This is a genomic window from Wenjunlia vitaminophila DSM 41686, from assembly GCF_000380165.1.
In the GTDB taxonomy this organism is placed as follows: domain Bacteria; phylum Actinomycetota; class Actinomycetes; order Streptomycetales; family Streptomycetaceae; genus Wenjunlia; species Wenjunlia vitaminophila.
Window position 1 is genome coordinate 113680 of sequence record NZ_KB904691.1, and the last position, 17794, is coordinate 131473.

The 17794-nt window shown below is 73.9% G+C and carries 19 protein-coding genes; 12 read left to right on the plus strand and 7 right to left on the minus strand.

Annotated elements, in window-relative coordinates; translation table 11 throughout:
- The first annotated feature begins 172 nt into the window (after nt 1-172).
- The 3 genes from A3IG_RS35745 to A3IG_RS0120230 all read left to right on the plus strand — a co-directional run bounded on the left by A3IG_RS35745 (nt 173) and on the right by A3IG_RS0120230 (nt 1618).
- Nucleotides 173-304 carry a hypothetical protein gene (locus tag A3IG_RS35745; RefSeq protein WP_018385412.1) on the plus strand — a complete coding sequence of 44 codons (132 nt, stop codon included), beginning with the start codon at nt 173-175 and terminating at the stop codon, nt 302-304.
- A 118-nt stretch (nt 305-422) separates the two neighbouring features.
- Nucleotides 423-1139: a glycerophosphodiester phosphodiesterase gene (locus A3IG_RS0120225; RefSeq protein WP_018385413.1), complete on the plus strand. Its 717-nt coding sequence runs from the start codon at nt 423-425 to the stop codon at nt 1137-1139.
- Between the two features lie 92 nt (nt 1140-1231).
- Nucleotides 1232-1618, plus strand: coding sequence for a VOC family protein (locus tag A3IG_RS0120230; RefSeq protein ID WP_026220469.1), 387 nt, complete (start codon nt 1232-1234; stop codon nt 1616-1618).
- 80 nt (nt 1619-1698) lie between these two features.
- Here A3IG_RS0120230 and A3IG_RS0120235 read toward each other — a convergent pair whose 3' ends face one another.
- A complete protein-coding gene (locus A3IG_RS0120235) occupies nt 1699-2037 on the minus strand; it encodes a YciI family protein (RefSeq protein ID WP_018385415.1) in 339 nt (112 codons plus the stop codon).
- A 174-nt stretch (nt 2038-2211) separates the two neighbouring features.
- Entirely contained in the window at nt 2212-3801 is a 1590-nt protein-coding gene (locus A3IG_RS0120240; protein ID WP_018385416.1) for a phosphodiester glycosidase family protein, read from the minus strand.
- A gap of 266 nt (nt 3802-4067) precedes the next feature.
- Here A3IG_RS0120240 and A3IG_RS0120245 point away from each other — a divergent pair, with 266 nt between their 5' ends.
- From A3IG_RS0120245 to A3IG_RS30625, 4 genes are all read left to right on the plus strand, one after another.
- Nucleotides 4068-4682, plus strand: coding sequence for a DUF5134 domain-containing protein (locus tag A3IG_RS0120245; RefSeq protein WP_018385417.1), 615 nt, complete (start codon nt 4068-4070; stop codon nt 4680-4682).
- A 184-nt stretch (nt 4683-4866) separates the two neighbouring features.
- Entirely contained in the window at nt 4867-5826 is a 960-nt protein-coding gene (locus A3IG_RS0120250) for a M56 family metallopeptidase (protein ID WP_018385418.1), read from the plus strand.
- An 11-nt stretch (nt 5827-5837) separates the two neighbouring features.
- Nucleotides 5838-6572, plus strand: a complete 735-nt coding sequence (locus tag A3IG_RS30620; RefSeq protein WP_018385419.1) for a phosphatase PAP2 family protein — start codon at nt 5838-5840, stop codon at nt 6570-6572.
- 206 nt (nt 6573-6778) lie between these two features.
- Complete coding sequence (locus A3IG_RS30625) at nt 6779-7396, plus strand: TetR/AcrR family transcriptional regulator (RefSeq protein ID WP_040911969.1); 618 nt, start codon at nt 6779-6781, stop codon at nt 7394-7396.
- 25 nt (nt 7397-7421) lie between these two features.
- Here A3IG_RS30625 and A3IG_RS35350 read toward each other — a convergent pair whose 3' ends face one another.
- Nucleotides 7422-7748 (minus strand): alpha/beta hydrolase, encoded by a 327-nt coding sequence (locus A3IG_RS35350; protein WP_018385421.1) that lies wholly within the window; start codon nt 7746-7748, stop codon nt 7422-7424.
- A 301-nt stretch (nt 7749-8049) separates the two neighbouring features.
- Here A3IG_RS35350 and A3IG_RS0120270 point away from each other — a divergent pair, with 301 nt between their 5' ends.
- From A3IG_RS0120270 to A3IG_RS0120280, 3 genes are all read left to right on the plus strand, one after another.
- Complete coding sequence (locus A3IG_RS0120270; protein WP_026220471.1) at nt 8050-8727, plus strand: uracil-DNA glycosylase; 678 nt, start codon at nt 8050-8052, stop codon at nt 8725-8727.
- Nucleotides 8724-9773, plus strand: a complete 1050-nt coding sequence (locus A3IG_RS0120275) for an N-acetylglucosamine kinase (protein ID WP_018385423.1) — start codon at nt 8724-8726, stop codon at nt 9771-9773. The genes A3IG_RS0120270 and A3IG_RS0120275 overlap by 4 nt, the downstream gene beginning before the upstream one ends.
- A 118-nt stretch (nt 9774-9891) precedes the next feature.
- Entirely contained in the window at nt 9892-10746 is an 855-nt protein-coding gene (locus A3IG_RS0120280) for a sirohydrochlorin chelatase (RefSeq protein ID WP_078500746.1), read from the plus strand.
- A gap of 92 nt (nt 10747-10838) precedes the next feature.
- Here the strand turns inward: A3IG_RS0120280 and A3IG_RS0120285 are convergent, their stop codons facing one another.
- Complete coding sequence (locus A3IG_RS0120285) at nt 10839-11894, minus strand: lactonase family protein (RefSeq protein WP_018385425.1); 1056 nt, start codon at nt 11892-11894, stop codon at nt 10839-10841.
- Between the two features lie 175 nt (nt 11895-12069).
- On the opposite strand from A3IG_RS0120285, the gene A3IG_RS0120290 reads away from it, so the two are divergent.
- Complete coding sequence (locus A3IG_RS0120290; protein ID WP_018385426.1) at nt 12070-12789, plus strand: HAD family hydrolase; 720 nt, start codon at nt 12070-12072, stop codon at nt 12787-12789.
- Nucleotides 12790-12833: 44 nt separating this feature from the next.
- Nucleotides 12834-14234 (plus strand): dihydrolipoyl dehydrogenase, encoded by a 1401-nt coding sequence (gene lpdA / locus A3IG_RS0120295; RefSeq protein ID WP_018385427.1) that lies wholly within the window; start codon nt 12834-12836, stop codon nt 14232-14234.
- A 251-nt stretch (nt 14235-14485) separates the two neighbouring features.
- Here lpdA and A3IG_RS0120300 read toward each other — a convergent pair whose 3' ends face one another.
- The 3 genes from A3IG_RS0120300 to A3IG_RS35750 all read right to left on the minus strand — a co-directional run bounded on the left by A3IG_RS0120300 (nt 14486) and on the right by A3IG_RS35750 (nt 17689).
- Nucleotides 14486-15484, minus strand: a complete 999-nt coding sequence (locus tag A3IG_RS0120300) for an aminoglycoside phosphotransferase family protein (protein ID WP_026220473.1) — start codon at nt 15482-15484, stop codon at nt 14486-14488.
- Between the two features lie 355 nt (nt 15485-15839).
- Nucleotides 15840-16262, minus strand: a complete 423-nt coding sequence (locus tag A3IG_RS0120305) for a secondary thiamine-phosphate synthase enzyme YjbQ (RefSeq protein WP_026220474.1) — start codon at nt 16260-16262, stop codon at nt 15840-15842.
- A 221-nt stretch (nt 16263-16483) separates the two neighbouring features.
- The gene (locus tag A3IG_RS35750) at nt 16484-17689 is read right to left on the minus strand and encodes a tetratricopeptide repeat protein (protein ID WP_018385430.1); all 1206 of its coding nucleotides are present in this window, start codon (nt 17687-17689) and stop codon (nt 16484-16486) included.
- Nucleotides 17690-17794 lie beyond the last annotated feature (105 nt).

Consider the following 17794-nt stretch of genomic DNA (forward strand, 5'->3'; position numbering starts at 1 on the left):
GGATCTACAGCAGATCGTCCCGTTCGGAACCGCAGTTACCGATGTTCTTGCTGTAGCCGCTGGGGCTTGTCTGCCCCGTATCCGAAGTTCTATGCCAGTGGGGTGCACGACATGCACGCACCGCCCCTCCCGGGCGCACGATGGAGGGGTCTGAAGGGAGAAAGGGGAGGACATGAGCACCCGCGACGTCATAGCCCTGGCGCTGATCACCGGTTTCGTCCTCGGAATCGCCGAGGTCAGGGACGTCTACTCCGCCCAGGACCCGCCGCCCGCCCGGCCCCAGGTGACCACCTCCGCACGCTGACCCGCGTCTCCACCGGCCGTGTCGGTCCGCCGGTGCTGTCGGTCCCCCGGCGCTCCGGCTAGGCTGCGGACCCGTCCCGCCCCGACGAGGGGCGACGAACCCGTGGAGGCGGTCCGCCGTGAGTTTCCTCACCATCGGCCACCGGGGCGTGATGGGCGTCGAGCCCGAGAACACCCTGCGCTCGTTCGTCCGCGCGGACCGCGAGGGCCTCGACGTCATCGAACTCGACCTGCACCTCAGCTCGGACGGCGCGCTGGTGGTGATGCACGACGCCACCGTGGACCGCACCACCGACGGGACCGGCGCCATCAGCGACCTCACCCTCGCCGAACTGCGCTCCCTGGACGCCGGCGGGGGTGAGCGGGTGCCGGTGTTCGAGGAGGTCCTCGACGCGGTGGACGCCCCCCTCCAGGCCGAGATCAAGGACCGGGCCGCGGCACGCGCCCTCGCCGAGGTGATGCGCCGCCGGAACCTGCTGGAGCGCGTCACCGTGATCTCGTTCCACGACGACGCGCTGCGCGAGGTCGCCGAGCACCTGCCCGGGGTCCGCACCGCGCTGGTGGCCAGCCGCTACGGCGAGGAGGTGGTGGACCGGGCGGCAGCGGTGGGCGCCCCGATGGCGGTGCTCAACCTGCGCCGGCTCACGCTGTCCATCGTGGAACGGCTGCACGCCAGGGACATCGCGGTCGTGTCCTGGGTGGTGAACACCCCCCGGGACCTGCTGCTGGCCAGGACGCTTGGCGTGGACGGTGGCACCACCGACTTCCCGCAGGTCAAACGGGCGGTGGAGGCCGAGGAGGCCGGCACCAGGGAGATGGCCGGCAGGCCCGGGTGACGCCGTCGCGGCCACCCGCGGCCCGGAGGTGACCCCTGCGGAGCGGCGCGGCGGTGTTCCCCGGAACGCCCCCGCGCACCTACAGTCCCGGGATGGTCAACGTTCTCAGCAGCCGGGTGCTGCTCCACCCCACGGATCTGGAACGGACCCGCGCCTTCTACCGGGACGGCCTCGGACTCGCCATCTACCGCGAGTACGGGACGGGCTCCCAGCGCGGCACGGTCTTCTTCCTCGGCGGCGGCTTCCTGGAGGTGACGGGCGGGTCGCCGGAGCCGCCCGCGCCCGGCCTCGAGCTGTGGCTCCAGGTGGCCGACGCCGAGGCCGTCCACCGGGAGCTGGCCGAGCGCGGGATCGAGGTGCTGGGGCCACCCACCCGACAGCCGTGGGGCCTGATCGAGATGTGGCTCACCGACCCGGACGGGGTGCGGATCGTCATCGTCGAGACCCCCGAGGACCACCCCCTCCGCTACCGACCCTGAGGCCCGTGTCTCCCACGGACCGCCGCGTCCCGGTCCCGCAGGGTCACACGTTCCGGACCGGGCCCGCGGGCCCGTCTCGGTCAGACGGTGGGGTCGGGCATGATCTCCCGCACCTCCTGCGCACAGCGGCACGCGGCAGCGATCTTGGCAGCCCACTCCAGCGCGTCCTCACGCGAGGGCACATCGATGACCGCGAACCCGCCGAGCACCGCCTTGGTCTCCGGGTACGGGCCCTTGGTGACGGTCCCGTCGGTGGACACGACGCTCGCCCGCTGCCTTTGCAGTCCACCACCGAACACCCACACACCGGCGTCCCGGGCCTCACGCACCACCTCGAGCGAGGCCTTGGCCACCTCGGGCAACTCCTCCTCGGGGAAGGTCATCGCACCGTCATCGAACGAGATCAAGTACCGCGACATGCAGGGCTCCCCTGGTAGAGGCCGCCTTCGGCCGCCTCTCACCCTACGACCAGCGCCTCCCTTCAGGACCGGCGCTTCCCCACCTCCCGACACGTGCCCGGGGGGCGGACCCGCCGCCCGCGCGGACGCCGGGAGACGTCAGCGGGCGGCGGTCCGCACCCGGCCGGGGTCGGGTCAGGGCAGGACCAACAGCGCGTTGCCCAGCTTCCGCTCCCCGGTCGCGTCGGAGGGACGGTTGACGACGCCTCCCTCGGCCGTGGTCATCACCGACGACCCGCCGCCGTCGAGGTTCAGTGCCTCCCTGGCCCCCAGGAGCCGCATCAGCTCAGCGGTCTGCGTGGTGCCCAGGCCCTCGCTGTAGCCGGCCTGCCGGCCGTCCACGACGACGAGCATCAGCCGACCCCGTTCGTCCACGCCGATCGCCGACCGTGGGGCGGCACGAATCGCCCAGTCGTAGGTGAGGGTCCTGTCGCCCCCCTCGTGGAGCAGACCGTCGGCGACGGCGTTGACCGACACCCGACCGTCCCGAACGAGGGTCGGTCCGACCTGGAGGATCGTGGTGTCGGGAGTGAGCGGCACCTGGTGTCCCCGGCTGTCCTCGACGCGTTGGGTGACGGTCAGTCGGGTGCCGACCCGCGCGTGGGCCAGCAGCCAGTCGGCGCTGTCGCCGATGGCCTGGATGGTGGAGCCGCCCGCGGGCGCGGCGGCGCCGCGGGTCATGTTCACCGCGGTCACCGTGCCGGTGTGGTCGAGCACCACCTCGGCCCCGGTCCCGGTCGGCGGAGCGCCCCACTCGGGGGTGAACCTCACCAGTTCGCTGTCGTCGGTGCACACCAGGTCGTGCTGCGGGCGCTCGGTCGGCCGGTCCCCGCCCACCCCGCCGCAGTTCTGGATCACCCCGGGGATTCGGTTGACCCCGTCGATCTCCATGGTGTCGCCGCCGGACCGGACCGTGACGTGCGCCGTGTAGGTGTCGACGTCCGCCTTGCGACCACCGTGGGTGAGCAGGACGCCGGCACGCCCCTGGGTCGCCGACCCGAGGACCTCACCGTCCTGGACGAACAGACCGGCGGGGGCTCCCTTGTAGAACCACTGCGCGTTGACGCCCGCGACAGCGTCGGCCGCGGAGGCCAGTTCCGTCAGCCGTTCCGCACCGTTGAGGGTCGGGCCGAAGTCGACGCCGACCGACCCGGTGAACTCACGGAAGTCCACCCTGAGCACGTGGACCTTCTGGGGCGCGTCACTGTCGGTGCCGTCCTGTGCCGTGTAGCGGTTCTGGGCGGTGAAGCCGGCGGCCTTGACCCGGGCCAGGGTGGCCTTCGCGGTCGCCTGGTCCGCCCAGCGGCCGACCCGCACGATCCAGCCCAGGTGTCCGGCCGGGCGGTCCGCCCACTCCGGCGCGAGGACCTCCTCGACGCGCGGCTCGAAGCCCTTGGCCCGCAGGGCGTCGGCGACCCGGTCGGCGGTCTGCCGCGGGCCGATGCTCATGGTCTTGCCCAGGAACGGGCCGTCGGGGGTCGCGGGCAGGGCGACGTGGACGGTCCACACGTCGTCGGCGTCCCGCGCGCCCAGTTCCAGTGAGGTGAGGGTGACGCCCGGGGCGATCTCCTTGGTCTTGGACGGTGCGCTCGTCGGCAGCGAGGAGCCGAAGAACGGCGCGTCCCCGGGCTGGGAGGTGGAGCCGGGTTCGGCGACGAGCACGGCCAAACCCAGGGCGGAAGCCGTCGCGGTGGCGAGCGCGACGAGATGGAGTCTTCGGATCATCCACTTTCTCTCTGTGTCGATCGGGACCGCAGGAACTGCACGGACCGTACCGCCAACGGCAAATGACTGGGGATCAGCCCGCCCGCCCGGGGTCGCCACGGCGCCGGTCCCGGCCGGACCCCCCGGACCGGTGCCCGGGGCCGTCACGCCACGGGAGGCGTCCGGGAGTCGCGGACGCTCCCTCGTCTGCCACCGTGCGCCGGCGTGCGGGCCGCCGTCCTCGGGCAGCCTCACCACGGCCCCGAGCTGGAAGGACGAACGCGCCCATGCATGGACCGCCGCTCGTCGGTTGGCTGCTGGTCGTGCTCACCGGCGCCACCGGCCTGTACGGGGCGCACCGGTTCCTCAGGCGGCCCTCCGCGGCCGGCTCCGGTGCCGCTCGCCGGGCCGCGGGCAGCGAGGCCCTGATGGGGCTGGGGATGGCGCTGATGGCGGTGCCGCCGACCGCGCTGGACACCCGTCCCTGGGGGCCGTGGCTCTTCGCCTGCTACTTCTCCGCGTTCGGCGTGGCGGCCACGGTCTGGGCCGTGCGCGCGCGGGCGGCTGGTCACCGGGCCCACCACGCCCACCACGCCCTCGGCGCCGCGGCCATGGTGTACGCGGCGTTGACGATGGCCGTGGCCGCGGAGGGCGGAGGGCACGCCGGGCACCGCGGGGCGTCCGGTCTCCCCCCGCTCACCGGGGCGCTGCTGGTGTACTTCGCCGGATACGCGCTCTGGGCGGGCACCCGTCTGGTGTCCGCCCGGCCGGAGACCGGGGACCGACCGGGCTCGGGGGGAGCGGCCCCGGGCGAACGGCTGGCGGCCCCCGCCCCGGCGTACCCCGCGGCGTGCGAGGTCTGCCGTGGGATCAGCATGCTGGCCATGGTGCTCACGATGTGACCTGTCGGCGACGGTCCGTGCCGGGCCGGGACCGCCGACCGGGAACCGCCCGACCTGTTCCGGTCCGCGGTGTCCCCGGAGGCGCTCGGGGCCCGGTCGGCCAGGGGCCGGCCAAGATCGTGGTCTACGTCACTTCCCGGTCCGTCGCGTACCGGCGGGTCAGCCCGCGCCCTAGGGTGAGGCCATGACGGTCCTGTTCGCGCTGCTGTGCTTCGGCGGGCTGGTCGCGGCCGTCGCCCCCCGTCTGCTGTCCCGTGCCGACTGGCAGGAGCGCGAGCCGGTGCTCGCGCTGTGGGTCTGGCAGTGCGTGGTGGCCGCCGTGCTGCTCGCCTGCGTGGCGGCCCTGGCACTGAGCGCCGCCGCGGCCTGGCAGTCCGTGCGCGGCCAGCTCTTCGCGTTCGCCCCGCCCGGAGTGGAGGCCGCCTACGGGCTCGGCGACTACGGGCGGTGGGCGGCGCTCTTCGCCGGTCTGCTGGCGCTCGGCGGAGCCCGTACCGCGACGACGCTGGTCCGGGAGGTCCGCGCGGCACGGGCGATCCGCCGCAGGCGCAGGGCGGAGCTGCTCAGACGGGTGCCGGTCCTGCCGGCGGAGCTGGACGCACGGCGTCCGGGAGCCGACCGGCCGACCGAACGCCTGGTGGTGCTGGAGAGCGAACGGGCGGAGACCTGGTGGCTGCCGGGTCCCGAGCCGCAACTGGTGATCACCACCGCGGCGCTGCGCCGGCTGGGTGGCCGCCGGCTGGACGCGGTGGTCGCCCACGAACGGGGGCACGCACGGGCCCGTCACCACTGGTTGCAGTACTGCGCGTCGGCGCTGGCCAACGGGTTCGGGCAGGTCCCGGTGTTCGTCGGGTTCCGGGAGCAGGTGTACCGGCTCGTCGAGCTCGCCGCCGATGACTCCGCCTCGCGCCGGCACGGCCGGCTGACCACGGCCCTGGCGCTGGTCGAGCTCAACGAGGACCGGGGCTCTTTCGGGCCGTGCCCGCCCCCGCACACCCACCTGCCGGTGCGGGTGCACCGCCTCCTGGACCCCAAGCCCCGGCTGCCCCTGGTCAGCCGGGTACGCCTGACCGTCCTCGCCCTGTTGGTCCCGGCCGCACCACTGCTGGTCACCTTCGGGCCGGGTCTGCACGCGATGGCATGAACGGCGCCCGGGTGACCCATCCCGCGAGCGGCGGGGGCACGCCGCCCGGCTCCCCGTCCGGGGCGGCGAACGACGCCGTCGGTGACCGCCGGGCCCGCGCCTGGTGCCTGTCGGTCACCGCCGTGTTGCTGGTCTGCGGCGCGGTGCTGACGGCGCTCGTGGAGGGCGGCTGGGGCCCGTTGGCCGACGCGGACCGCACCGTCGCGCAGGAACTGCACCGGGCCGCCGTCGGCCATCCCGCGTGGACGAGGACCAACCGGGTGCTGACCGACTGGGTGTGGGACCCGATCACCATGCGGTTGCTGACCCTGGCGGTGGTCGGCTACCTCGCCTGGCGGCGTCTCGCCCGCCTCGCCCTGTGGGTGCTCACCACCTCACTGGTCGGTCTCGGCCTCCAGAGCGCGGTGAAGGCGGCGACGGCGCGTCCCCGTCCGCACTGGCCCGACCCGGTGGACTCGGCGCACAACTGGGCGTTCCCTTCGGGGCACGTGATGACCGCGACGCTGACCTGCGCGCTGCTGGTGGCGCTGTACGCGTGGTGCGGTCCACGGGGCGGCGCGGGGCGGGCCGCGGTGTGGGGGGCAGGGGTGTTCTCCGTGCTCGGAGTGGGCTTCACCCGGGTGTTCCTCGGGGTGCACTGGCTCACCGACGTGTTCGCCGGGTGGCTGTTCGGGGTGGCCGTGGTCACCGGCTGCGCCGCGGCGTTCTCCCCCTGGCGGGGCTGCCCCGCCCCGCGATCGACATGACAGGATCGCTGTGACGACGGGCCGTCCCGGTGGCGGGTCCCCCGATTCGCCCGGGGGAACCCTGCGAGTGGGGAAGGAGCGTCGCAATAGGCGATCCCCCGCGTCGCCTATTGCCACGCCCTTCCCGTTCTCAGGCGTCCGCGCAGGGCCGCCCAAGCCAGCGCTGAGTATATTGGCTGGTAGCCAGTCAACGCAGGAGTTAAAGCATGTCCCCTCGTCGCGCATCGGTCAACGAGGAGATGCGGCGCCGCTCGCGCGAGCGCCTGCTCCAAGCGACAATAGACCTGGTCAGCGAGCGGGGTTACGACGAAATTACCCTCGGTGACATCGCTGAACGCGCGGGTGCCGCCCGCGGCCTGGTCTCCTACTACTTCCCGAGCAAGCGCCACCTGCTCCAGTCAGCCGTGCACCGGCTGATGAACATGGAGGTGGCCGGCGCGCTGGAAGCGGCCCCTCCCGACGCCTGCGGACCCGATCTGCTGGCCCGGCTGATCGACTGCATACTCGCCCTGGCCACCGACCGGCCCACGCTGTTCCGGTCCCACATGGCGTCGATCCTCGCCCCGGACACCGCCGGCTTCGTGCAGTGCCCGGAACAGCAGCGGTTGGCACGGTTGATGGAGGACACGCTGGCCAGGTCCGGTGTCCAGGACCCGGAGAAGGACTACCCGATGCTGCGCGCCCTGCTGATGGGCGCCGTGGTCGGGCTGCTGCTGCCCGGGGCGGAGATGCCGTTGCCGCGGATCAGGACCGAGCTGTTCCGGTGGTACGGGCTGGACTGGGAGTTGGGTGTGCTGTCGGCGACCGTGCCGCCTCCGGCGTGAGCCCCACGTCACCGTCACGGCGCGGTCAGTTCACCTCGGCCGCGGCACAACTGCTCCCGGCACGTGGGGTCTTCAGGTCCGTGAGGTAGTCGTCCACGGTGTCCCGTGTGCAGTCGCTGCGGCCGTAGACGCTGTGTCCGGCGCCCTCGTACGGCACCAGGACGGTCCTCCCGCGGGTCTGCCGGTGCACACCGGTGGCCCACGCGTAGTTGTTCGCCGGGTCGTGCCGCGAATGCAGCATGAGGATCGTGGGCGCCTCGGGGACGCGCAGGCGGTGCTGCGGGTTGTTCACCTCCTCCGGCCAGCCGACACAGCCCGCCACCGCGGCGTGGATGCGGGGTGAACCACGCATGTGCGGGGCGGCCGCGAGTTCTTCAAGGGTCTGACGAGTTGGGTCACGGGCGTTGCCCTCGGCTCGAATGTGGCAGCGGGCCGAACGGGGACACAACCGCGCGAGACGGGAATCAGGGAAGGCACCGGGACGCGGTCGGGGTCGTCCTCGGGGCGGCAGCTCAGGGGTGGCCCGACGGACCCCTGAGTTCCCCCTCATCCAGTGCGGCTCCACCAGGGCCGCGGGGCAGTGGCGGCAGGTGGAGCAACAAGATCCACAACTGGGTCCCGGGCCGGGTCCGGCGGGACTAGAGTAACTCCACGTGGCTGGACGACCGTTGAGTGAGATCGTGGAAGCAGGCTGGGCCAAGGCCCTGGAGCCGGTGGCCGACCGCGTCACCGCCATGGGGGACTTCCTCCGGGCGGAGATCGCCGCGGGTCGGACCTACCTGCCGGCGGGCCCGAACGTGCTGCGCGCGTTCCAACAGCCGTTCGACGAGGTGAAGGCGCTGATCGTGGGGCAGGACCCCTATCCGACCCCGGGCCACGCGGTGGGGCTGAGCTTCTCCGTGGCGCCCGAGGTGCGCCCCCTGCCCGGCAGCCTCATCAACATCTTCCGGGAGTACTCCACCGACCTCGGACTGCCCGCGCCCTCCAACGGTGACCTCTCGCCCTGGACCCGGCAGGGGGTCCTGCTGCTGAACCGCGTCCTGACCACGGCCCCGCGCCGGCCCGCGGCGCACCGCGCCAAGGGCTGGGAGGAGGTCACCGAGCAGGCCATCCGGGCGCTGGTGGCCAGGGACAAGCCGCTGGTGGCGATCCTGTGGGGGCGGGACGCCCGTGGCCTGCGCCCCGTGCTCGGCCCCCTGCCAGCCATCGAGTCGGCGCATCCAAGCCCGATGTCGGCCGACCGCGGGTTCTTCGGCTCCCGACCGTTCAGCAGGGCCAACGAGTTGCTGCTCGGTCAGGGCGCCCCGCCGGTGGACTGGCGCCTGCCGTGACCGGGGCCTCCGACACGGCGGCGGGCACGTCTGGCACGCCTGGCGACGGGCCCGGCGACGGCTGGGTCCTCGGCGTGGACTCCGGTGGCTCGGGGGTGCGGCTGGCGCTGGCCGACAGGGGTGACGGTCCTGGCGCCACGCTCCGGCGGGAGGTGCCCGTTCCGATCAGCACCTCGGGGGCCGGGATCGACGCCGCGGGGCTCCTCGCCGTGGTGCTCCCGGCCGCGCGGGAACTGCTGGCGGCCGCGGGAGCCCGGACGGTCTCCGCCGTGGCGGTGGGTGCCGCCGGCATGGCCACCCTCGGGGACGACCTGCGGACGAGACTGCCCGGAGCCTTCACCGAGGCGTTCGGGGCGCGGTGGGTGGTGCTCGCCGCGGACGCGGTGACGGCCTACGCCGGAGCGCTCGGTGACCACCCGGGGGCGGTGGTCGCCGCGGGCACCGGTCTGATCGCGCTCGGCACCGACCTGAGCGGGTGGCGGCGGGTGGACGGCTGGGGTCACCTGCTGGGCGACTGCGGCGGCGGCGCATGGATCGGCAGGGCCGGCCTCGAGGCGGCGCTGCGGGCCCACGACGGCCGACGGGGTGGCTCGACGGCGCTGCTCGAGGCCGCCCGCGCGCAGTTCGGCGATCCACAGGACCTCCCCGGCCAGCTCTATCCCCGGGCGGACCGGCCGGCGGTGCTGGCGTCGTTCGCCCCACGGGTGGCGGACCGCGCCCGCGACGGCGACCCGGTCGCGTCAGCGATCATCCAGCGCGCCGGTGGTCACATCGCCGACGCGGCAGCCGCCGCCTGCCCCGCGGACCGGCCCTGCCTGGTGGCGCACACCGGGGGTCTGTTCGGCATGGGCGAGCTGTTGCTCGGTCCGGTGCGCACGCACCTGGCCGAGGCGCGTCCGCTGGCCCGGCTCGTCCCGGCCGGGAACGCCCCCCTGCACGGCGCCCTGCGGCTCGCCGCAGGGGTGGCCGAGGGGACCCTGCGACTCCCGGTGGAGCCCCCGCTGCTCCGGGTGATCGACCGGTGCGACCCGGCCGCACGCGGGTGACGCGGCGAACACTCCCGCTGGCGGCCCGTAACACCGCGCCAGTCCTTTTGCGACATCGCCGCACTTCCGGGCGGGTGCCGCGCGACCAGGCACGAGCCAGCCACTACGATCCTCGGTCATGAGTTCTCCTGCTGGCCCTGGAAACGGTCTGCCCGTACGAATGCCGCGCCCCCGACAGCCAGGGCGGCACCGCAGGCCGGAACCGCTGTCGGCGCCGGAAGGCGCCCCGGCGCTCGTCCTCGCCGTGCCCGGCCCCTCGTGTGCTTCCGCCCGCGCCCTCGCCGAGGAACTGGTGAGCCTGGTCCGTGCCGACCTGCCCGGCCTCGACGCGCGGTTCGGCTTCCTCGAGGCGGCGGGGGACGAGCCCGACGCCACCCTGGATCAGGTCCTCGCCCAGGCCCCGGACGCGGTGGTGGTGCCGCTGCTGGCCGGACCCGACGCCGAGTTCCTGGGCCGGTTCCGCCAGGTCCTGACGGAGAGCCAGTCCTCCGCCCGGCTCACCGAGGTCCTCGGGCCGCACCCGCTGCTCGCCGAGGCCCTGCACGTGCGGCTCTCCGAGGCGGGGCTCGCCCGGGCCGACCGGGCCCGTCTGTTCACGGTGGCGACCGCGGCCGACGGCATCATCCTGGCCGTCCGCGGCGGCGAGGAGGCCCTGGAGGCCGCCGGGATCACCGGGGTGCTGCTGGCCGCGCGGCTCGCGGTGCCGGTGATGACCGCGGCGCTGGACGTCGAGGGTTCGGTGCGGCACGTCGCGGGCCAGTTGCGCTCCTCGGGGGCGCAGCGCCTGGCCGTGGCGCCCTGCGTGATCGGCCCCGAAGTCAGCCCCGAACTGCTGGTGGGTGCCTCGACCGAGGCGGAGTGCGCGGGCGCCGAGGCGCTGGGCGCCTACTCCTCGGTGGGCAAGCTGGTCCTGAACCGCTACACCTCGGCGCTCGGCCTGGACACCGCGCAGCTACGCGCCCCTGCCCGCTGACCCGTCACGGTCCGGCGGCCCCGGGCCGTCGTCCGGCCGCTCGCCGTGCCCTCAGGGACGGCGAGCGGCCGGAACGGACTCCCAGGCCGCGCTCAGTCGAAGACCACGCACGTCGGGGCGGCCACCCGCAGGGCGCCCCGTTGCTCGGGCAGCCCGGTCTCCGGGTCCACGGCGAACCAGGCCACCTCCCCCGACCTCTCGTTGGCCACGTACAGGCGTCGCCCGGACGGGTCGGCGGCCAGGTGCCGCGGCCAGTCCCCGCCGCAGTCCACCACGGCGAGCGGCTCCAGCAGCTCGCCCGCCGGGGTCACGGCGAACGTGGTGAGGGTGTTCCCTCCCCGGTCGGCCACGTGCAGGAACCGCCCGTCGGGCGAGACCACCGCGTTGGACGGGAAGTGCTCCCCCGCCGCGCCCTCGGGCACCAACGGGACGTCAGCCACCAGCCGGAGCCGTCCGGCCACCGGGTCCCACGCGCAGGCGGTGACCGTGGGCGTCAACTCGTTGACCAGGTACAGCATCCGCCCGCCCGGGTGGAACACCAGGTGGCGCGGTCCTCGTCCGGGAGCCGTCACCAGGACGTCGTGCGGGCGCAGCGACACCCCGGTCGCGCCGAGCTGGTACACGTGGACACCGTCGGTGCCCAGGTCCACGGCGAGGGCCCAGCGGCCCGAGGGGTCGGTCACCACCTGGTGGGCGTGCGGACCGTCCTGGCGGTCCAGGACCGGCCCGGTGCCGTGGTGGTGGAGCACGCCCGCCACCGGGCCGGGCCGCCCGTCGTCGCCGAGGGGCAGGACGCTGACGCTGCCGGAGCCGTAGTTCGCGGTGAGCACCGCCCGTCCGCCCGGGGTCAGCGAGAGGTGGGTGGGCCGATCGCCCGCCACCGGTCCTCGGCCGAGCCGTTCGAGCTGCCCGGGGTGCCCCGCCCGGAACGCGCCGACCGCGCCCCGCGGGGTCTCGGACACGCAGTACAGGGTGCCGCGGTCGGGGGACAGTGCCAGGAACGACGGATCGGCCTCGGCGTCGCTGCCTCCCGCCGCCCGCAACGCACCCGTGTCCTCGTCCACGGCGGCCACGGTGATGCCCGCGCCGCCGGACGAGGTGTAGGACCCGATGTACGCGAACCTTCCCGCGCTGGACCGCCCAACCACTGTCGTCCGCCTCCGCTCGCTCCTGGCCCTCACCCGTTCCCCGGCAACGCCGGCCCGCGCCCGGCTGCCCTTCCGCAAGCATCCCGCACCGGACCCGCGGGGCGGCAGCCGGGCGGCCCCCCGCCGCCGGGGGCCGGCTGTCCGGGGCCGGCCGTAGGGTGCCAGGCTGGTACCCGTGAACCACGCACTCCCCGCGGTCATCTTCGACCTCGACGGCACCCTGGTGGACAGCGAACCCAACTACTTCGAGGCGACCCGGCAGGTGCTCGCCGCGCACGGCGTCCACGGCTTCACGTGGGAACGCCACACCGACTTCATCGGCATCGGCACCCGGGAGACCCTGGACGCGCTCCGTGCGGAACACGGCCTCGGCACCCCCGTGGACGTGCTGCTGGCCGAGAAGAACGACTGTTACCTGCGGCTGGCCCGGCGCTCCACCCGGGTCTTCCCCGGGATGCGGACGCTGGTCGAGCTGTTGCACGGGGCCGGGCACCGGCTCGCGGTCGCTTCGGGCTCGTCCCCGACCACCATCGACCTGGTGCTGGGGACCACCGGGCTCGGCCCGTGGATACCGTGCCGGGTCTCCGCGGAGGAGGTGGAGCGGGGCAAGCCGGCCCCGGACGTGTTCCTGGAGGCGGCACGGCGGCTCGGCGTCGCCCCGCGGGAGTGCGTGGTGGTCGAGGACGCCCCGCCGGGAGCACGGGCCGCGCACCGGGCCGGGATGCGCTGCCTGGCCGTGCCGTACCTCCCCGAGCAGGCGGACGACCCGGCGTTCGCCACGGCGGGGCTGCTGGTGCACGAAGGACACCGGGCGTTCGACCCCCGGGCCGCCCACGACTGGATCACCCGCGGCCCGGTGGACCCCGCCCGGGGGGCGGGGATCGCCAGGGGGTGAACCGGCGCAACGGGGCGGACCAGCGCTTTGCTACGGTTCAGCGCGTGGGTACACACTTTGATGTCGTCGTCCTCGGCGCGGGCCCCGGTGGGTACGTCGCCGCGATCCGGGCCGCTCAACTGGGGCTGAGCACAGCCATCGTCGAAGAACGCTACTGGGGCGGGGTCTGCCTGAACGTGGGCTGCATCCCGTCGAAGGCGCTGCTGCGCAACGCGGAGTTGGCGCACATCTTCACCCAGGAGGCGAAGACCTACGGGATTCGGGTCGATGGCCAGGTCAGCTTCGACTACGGCGAGGCGTTCCAGCGCAGCCGCCGGGTGGCCGACGGCCGGGCCAAGGGTGTCCAGTTCCTGATGAAGAAGAACAAGATCACCCAGTTCGAGGGCCGGGGGAGCTTCACCGACGCGAACACCATGACGGTGACGCGCAAGGACGGCAGCAGCGAGACGGTCACCTTCGCTCACTGCATCATCGCCACCGGCGCCTCGGCCAGGCTGCTGCCCGGCACCTCGCTGAGCGAGCGCGTGGTCACCTACGAGGAGCAGATCCTCTCGGACAACCTGCCCGGGAGCATCGTCATCGCGGGGGCCGGCGCCATCGGCATCGAGTTCGCCTACGTGCTGCACAACTACGGCGTCAAGGTCACCATCGTGGAGTTCCTCGACCGGATGGCGCCGCTGGAGGACGAGGAGATCTCGGCCGAGCTGGCCAAGCGCTACCGCCGGCTGGGGATCGACGTCCTCACCTCCACCCGGGTGGAGTCCATCGACGACTCCGGGGACAAGGTCCGGGTCACCGTCACCAAGGACGGGCAGCAGCAGGTCCTGGAGGCGGACAAGGTCCTGCAGGCCATCGGTTTCCAGCCGCAGGTGCAGGGCTACGGCCTGGAGAACACCGGGGTGCGGCTCACCGAGCGGGGCGCCATCGACGTGGACGGCCGGGGCCGCACCAGCGTGCCGCACATCTTCGCCATCGGTGACGTCACCGCGAAGCTGATGCTGGCGCACGCCGCCGAGGCGATGGGCGTCGTCGCGGCCGAGACCATCGCCGACGCCGAGACGATGGAGCTCGACTACGTGATGATCCCGCGGGCGACGTACTGCCAGCCGCAGATCGCCAGCTTCGGCTGGACCGAGGCGCAGGCCCGGGAACGCGGCTTCGACGTGCAGGTCGCGAAGTTCCCGTTCATGGCGAACGGCAAGGCCCACGGGTTCGGCGACACCACCGGGTTCGTGAAGGTCCTCAGCGACGCGAAGCACGGCGAGCTGCTGGGCGCACACATGATCGGCCCGGAGGTCACCGAGCTGCTGCCCGAGCTCACCCTGGCCCAGCAGTGGGACCTGACCGTCCACGAGGTGGCACGGAACGTTCACGCCCACCCGACGCTCAGCGAGGCGGTGAAGGACGCGATCCACGGACTGGCCGGCCACATGATCAACATGTAGGACAGTCCGTGGTGCCGCCGGTGGCGGTATCCCCGCACGGAACGGGCCTACCTGGTGCGATGCACCAGGTAGGCCCGTTCCGTGCGGGCTTGCGACCCGTGGGGGCGGCGGGCCGGAGCTTCCCCGGCGCGAACCCACGGGTCTCCCCGTGTGTGTCAGGCCGGTGCGTCCGTGGGTTCAGGTGAAACACGAGGATGCCGACCGGGCAGAAACAGCGCGGGCCGGCAGGCTGTGGCTGGCGGCCCCGACATTCACACCGGTGGCTCGGTGAAGAGTTGCAGCAGCCAGTGGGCGCTTTCTGCGGCGCCCGTGGTTGTGGTTGCTCCGGGGAAGAGGCGGCCCCAGGAGCACGCGCGGCCAAGAGCACTCAGTCGCCACGCCAGGGTCACCGCGCGTCGCAGTTCCGCGCTCGTCCGACCGCCTCCCGTCCAGGGTTCCAGGTAGGCGTCCCGGAGCCGTGGCAGAACTTCGGAGCCGTATCGTGCACTGGCTGCCCGGGCCGCGACCGGGAAGCTGCAGAAGGGGTGGGAGACCGCGGCGTCGCCCCAGTCGAAGAATATGAATCGGCCTGGCTCTGGGTTGAACAGCTGGCCGTCGTGCAGGTCGGAATGGTCGAGGGAGTCAGCGATGCCCACGTCGGCAAGTTCCGTGCACCAGTTCACCAGGCGCGGCCGGAGTTCATGGAGTCTCTTGAGGTCGTCCGGCCGAAGTGCGGTGTTCTCCGCGACGACCCGGTCGAAGACGTCAGGAAGCGCGGTGGTGCGCGCGCCGGGGACACCGAGCAGTTCCATCTCGTGAGCGTGCGGAGCAAGCGCGCGCTGCATGCTCGCGTACTGGCCCAGGAGCTCCTCCCAGACCCGTGGATCGGCGGGGCTGCGGTTGAGCAGGTCCCCGAAGAGCTCGCCGCCGTGGGGAAGCAGCGACCAGCCGTGGTCGACATCGACGGCGAGGGGTTGCAACACGTGCTGCGGCACCCAGTGGGCCAGGGCCGAGGTCAGCGTCGCCTCGAAGGCGCTGGCGGGCGGGTTGGCTTTGAACCACACGGCGTTGTGCCCCTCGACCGGCAGGCACACCAGAACAGACCACGGTCGTAGCCGCACGCTCCGTTGCCCCGTCTCGTGTAGGCCGCGAGCAGCGAGCTCGCGCTCAGCCCATCCGAGGGCAGCGTCTCGCCAGGCTTCCTGCTCCCAGGGCGTGACCGCATCTTGGTACTGGCCCCGGTCCACGACCGTCGACGCGTCATGTCGCATCGCGCCATCCCAGCATCGTGCCCGCCGGTTCGCCATCGATTTTCGGCGGTGAGGTTGCGGGTGCCCCGGGTGGTCCAGGGCTTGCCGGCCGGGCAGGGCGGCGTCCCTGGGTCCCCGCGGGCGGTTCATCTCGTCGATCGGCGCCGACCCGAGCCTCCTCGACTTCACCCGATCGCAGACGATCGGACGAAGTGAGAACTGCACCATCCTGAAGTCGCGTCACTGACTCGAAGTACCCCCAAGGTGACAGAACACCCCAGGCCACGTGGGCAGAGACCCAGCGGGGCTCAGCGGAACTCTCGGATGTCGCACAGAAGCCGGTTGGCCGGGAGGTCGCGGTGCGCCCCCCGCCCGGTCAGCCCAGGAAGCTCAGTCTGACCTGGCGACGCGGGTTGTCCACGTTGGTGTCGACCAGCACCACCGACTGCCACGTTCCCAGCGCCAGCTCCCCGCGGACGACCGGGAGGGTGGCGTGCGGGGGGACCAGCGCGGGCAGCACGTGGTCCCGCCCGTGTCCCGGGGTGCCGTGCCGGTGACTCCACCGGTCGTCCGCGGGCAGCAGGTCCCGCAGCGCCGCCAGGAGGTCGTCGTCGCTGCCTGAGCCGGTCTCGATCAGGGCGATGCCCGCGGTGGCGTGCGGCGTGAAGACGTTCAGCAACCCGTCGCGACCCGACGCCACGTCGTGCAGGAACGCCGCGCACTCCCGGGTGAGGTCGTGGATGGACTCGCTGGCGCCGGTGATGACGTCCAGGGTGCGGGAGGTGAAGGTCTCTGCCATGGCTCCATGGTCTCGCGGTCCGGCGCGCCGGGGCGAGCGGCCGGACGCCCCGTCACACCGGGCGCTGGACGGCCACCCGATCGGCGGGCGCACGCCACTCCGTCCGGGCCCCCGGTCCGGGGAGCCACCGAGCCGGGAGCAACGGAGAGGTGCCCCGCCGGCCGCCGCGCAGCGGCGCTTGCATAGCCGGCGGGGGAGGGAACGGTGGAGGGGTGCCCCGCTCAGCGGGGGGCGGGCCCACGGGGCCCGGGGGCGGCGCAGTGCTGGCGGAGCCGGGCGGCCCGGGGAACCCTGGTGCGGGCGCCCTCGTCCTGGAGGATGGCCAGGGCCTCGTCGAGGGGTGCGCGGGCCTGCTCCGGGCTGCCCGCGGCCAGGCGCAGCTCCCCCAGGTCCACCAGGGCCTGCGCCAGCTCGCAGCGGTCGGGCAGGGCCCGCAGGGCCGCGACGGCGCGGTCCAGCGTCCGCCCTGCCTCCCGGGACCGGCCGAGGGCCGCGAGGGCGCGGCTGCGGTGCCGGTCCAGCACGGCGGGGGCGAGCCGGTCCGCGGTGCCGTGCACCAGCTCGGCGGCGGCGTCGAACAGGGCGAGGGCGTCCTGGGGGCGCCCCTGACCCAGCCGGACCAGGCCGAGCCCTTCCACCGCCGCCGCCTCGCCACGGGGGTGATGGGCGCCGCGGTCCAGCCGGGCGGCGCCCCGGAACTCGTCCTCGGCCTGCGCCAACCGGCCCAGTGCCAGGGAGCCGGTCCCTGTCTGCACGCGCATCCTGGCCTCGGCCCGGGGATCGGCGCAGCGGGCCGCGGCCCGCACCCCGCGGTGGTGCAGCGCCACCCACTCCCGGGGTTGGCCGAGGCGGTCGTGGAACGTCCACAGCGCCTCGCAGAGCTGCCAGACCAGGGTGTCGCAGCCGTACTCCTCGGCGGCGCGCACGGCGGCTTCCTGGCCGCCCCGGTCCCCCAGGAGGTCGTACAGCGCTCGGCCGCCGCGGCGGTCGGCGGGGGCCTCGGCCGGGGGCCCGAGCCGCCACCTGCCGGGGGCCGCGGACGCGTCGAGGCGGATCACGTGCCGCAGGTGGGCCTCGAGCATCCGCCGGACCGCGGCCCGGCGGGCGGCGGGCGGCTCGTGCCGGAGCGCCTCGGCCGCCGCGTGGTCACGGACCACCGGGGGCATGCGGTACCGGCCGGCGTCGGCCGGTGCGAGCAACGCGGCGCGGGTCAGCTCGGCGAGGCACCGCGTCACCACGGCGGGACCGGCCTCGACCGCCGCGGCGGCCACGGCCGGCTCGAACCGGGGCTGGGCGTACAGGCCGAGCAGCCGGTAGAGGCGGGCGGCCGGTGGGCCGAGGGCCCGGTAGGCGGAGTCGACCCCGGCGAACCCGGCCGCGGGCGTCACCGCGCGCCCGGCTCCGGCGCTCGCCGCCCCCTGCCCCACGATCGCCTCCGTTCGCCACGCGGTTGACCCGGTGTCACCACCGTAGGGCCCAGCACTGACACTGACGCCGGGTACTCGGGTTCCGGTGGTCGCTCGGGTTGGCCT

What these genes read in the sequence shown, in the direction of transcription:
- A3IG_RS35745 (WP_018385412.1), top strand. Translation starts at nt 173, where the DNA reads ATGAGCACCCGCGACGTCATAGCCCTGGCGCTGATCACCGGTTTCGTC.
- A3IG_RS0120230 (WP_026220469.1), top strand. Translation starts at nt 1,232, where the DNA reads ATGGTCAACGTTCTCAGCAGCCGGGTGCTGCTCCACCCCACGGATCTG.
- A3IG_RS0120235 (WP_018385415.1), bottom strand. Translation starts at nt 2,037, where the DNA reads ATGTCGCGGTACTTGATCTCGTTCGATGACGGTGCGATGACCTTCCCC.
- A3IG_RS0120240 (WP_018385416.1), bottom strand. Translation starts at nt 3,801, where the DNA reads ATGATCCGAAGACTCCATCTCGTCGCGCTCGCCACCGCGACGGCTTCC.
- A3IG_RS0120245 (WP_018385417.1), top strand. Translation starts at nt 4,068, where the DNA reads ATGCATGGACCGCCGCTCGTCGGTTGGCTGCTGGTCGTGCTCACCGGC.
- A3IG_RS0120250 (WP_018385418.1), top strand. Translation starts at nt 4,867, where the DNA reads ATGACGGTCCTGTTCGCGCTGCTGTGCTTCGGCGGGCTGGTCGCGGCC.
- A3IG_RS30625 (WP_040911969.1), top strand. Translation starts at nt 6,779, where the DNA reads ATGTCCCCTCGTCGCGCATCGGTCAACGAGGAGATGCGGCGCCGCTCG.
- A3IG_RS35350 (WP_018385421.1), bottom strand. Translation starts at nt 7,748, where the DNA reads ATGCGTGGTTCACCCCGCATCCACGCCGCGGTGGCGGGCTGTGTCGGC.
- A3IG_RS0120280 (WP_078500746.1), top strand. Translation starts at nt 9,892, where the DNA reads ATGAGTTCTCCTGCTGGCCCTGGAAACGGTCTGCCCGTACGAATGCCG.
- A3IG_RS0120300 (WP_026220473.1), bottom strand. Translation starts at nt 15,484, where the DNA reads ATGCGACATGACGCGTCGACGGTCGTGGACCGGGGCCAGTACCAAGAT.
- A3IG_RS0120305 (WP_026220474.1), bottom strand. Translation starts at nt 16,262, where the DNA reads ATGGCAGAGACCTTCACCTCCCGCACCCTGGACGTCATCACCGGCGCC.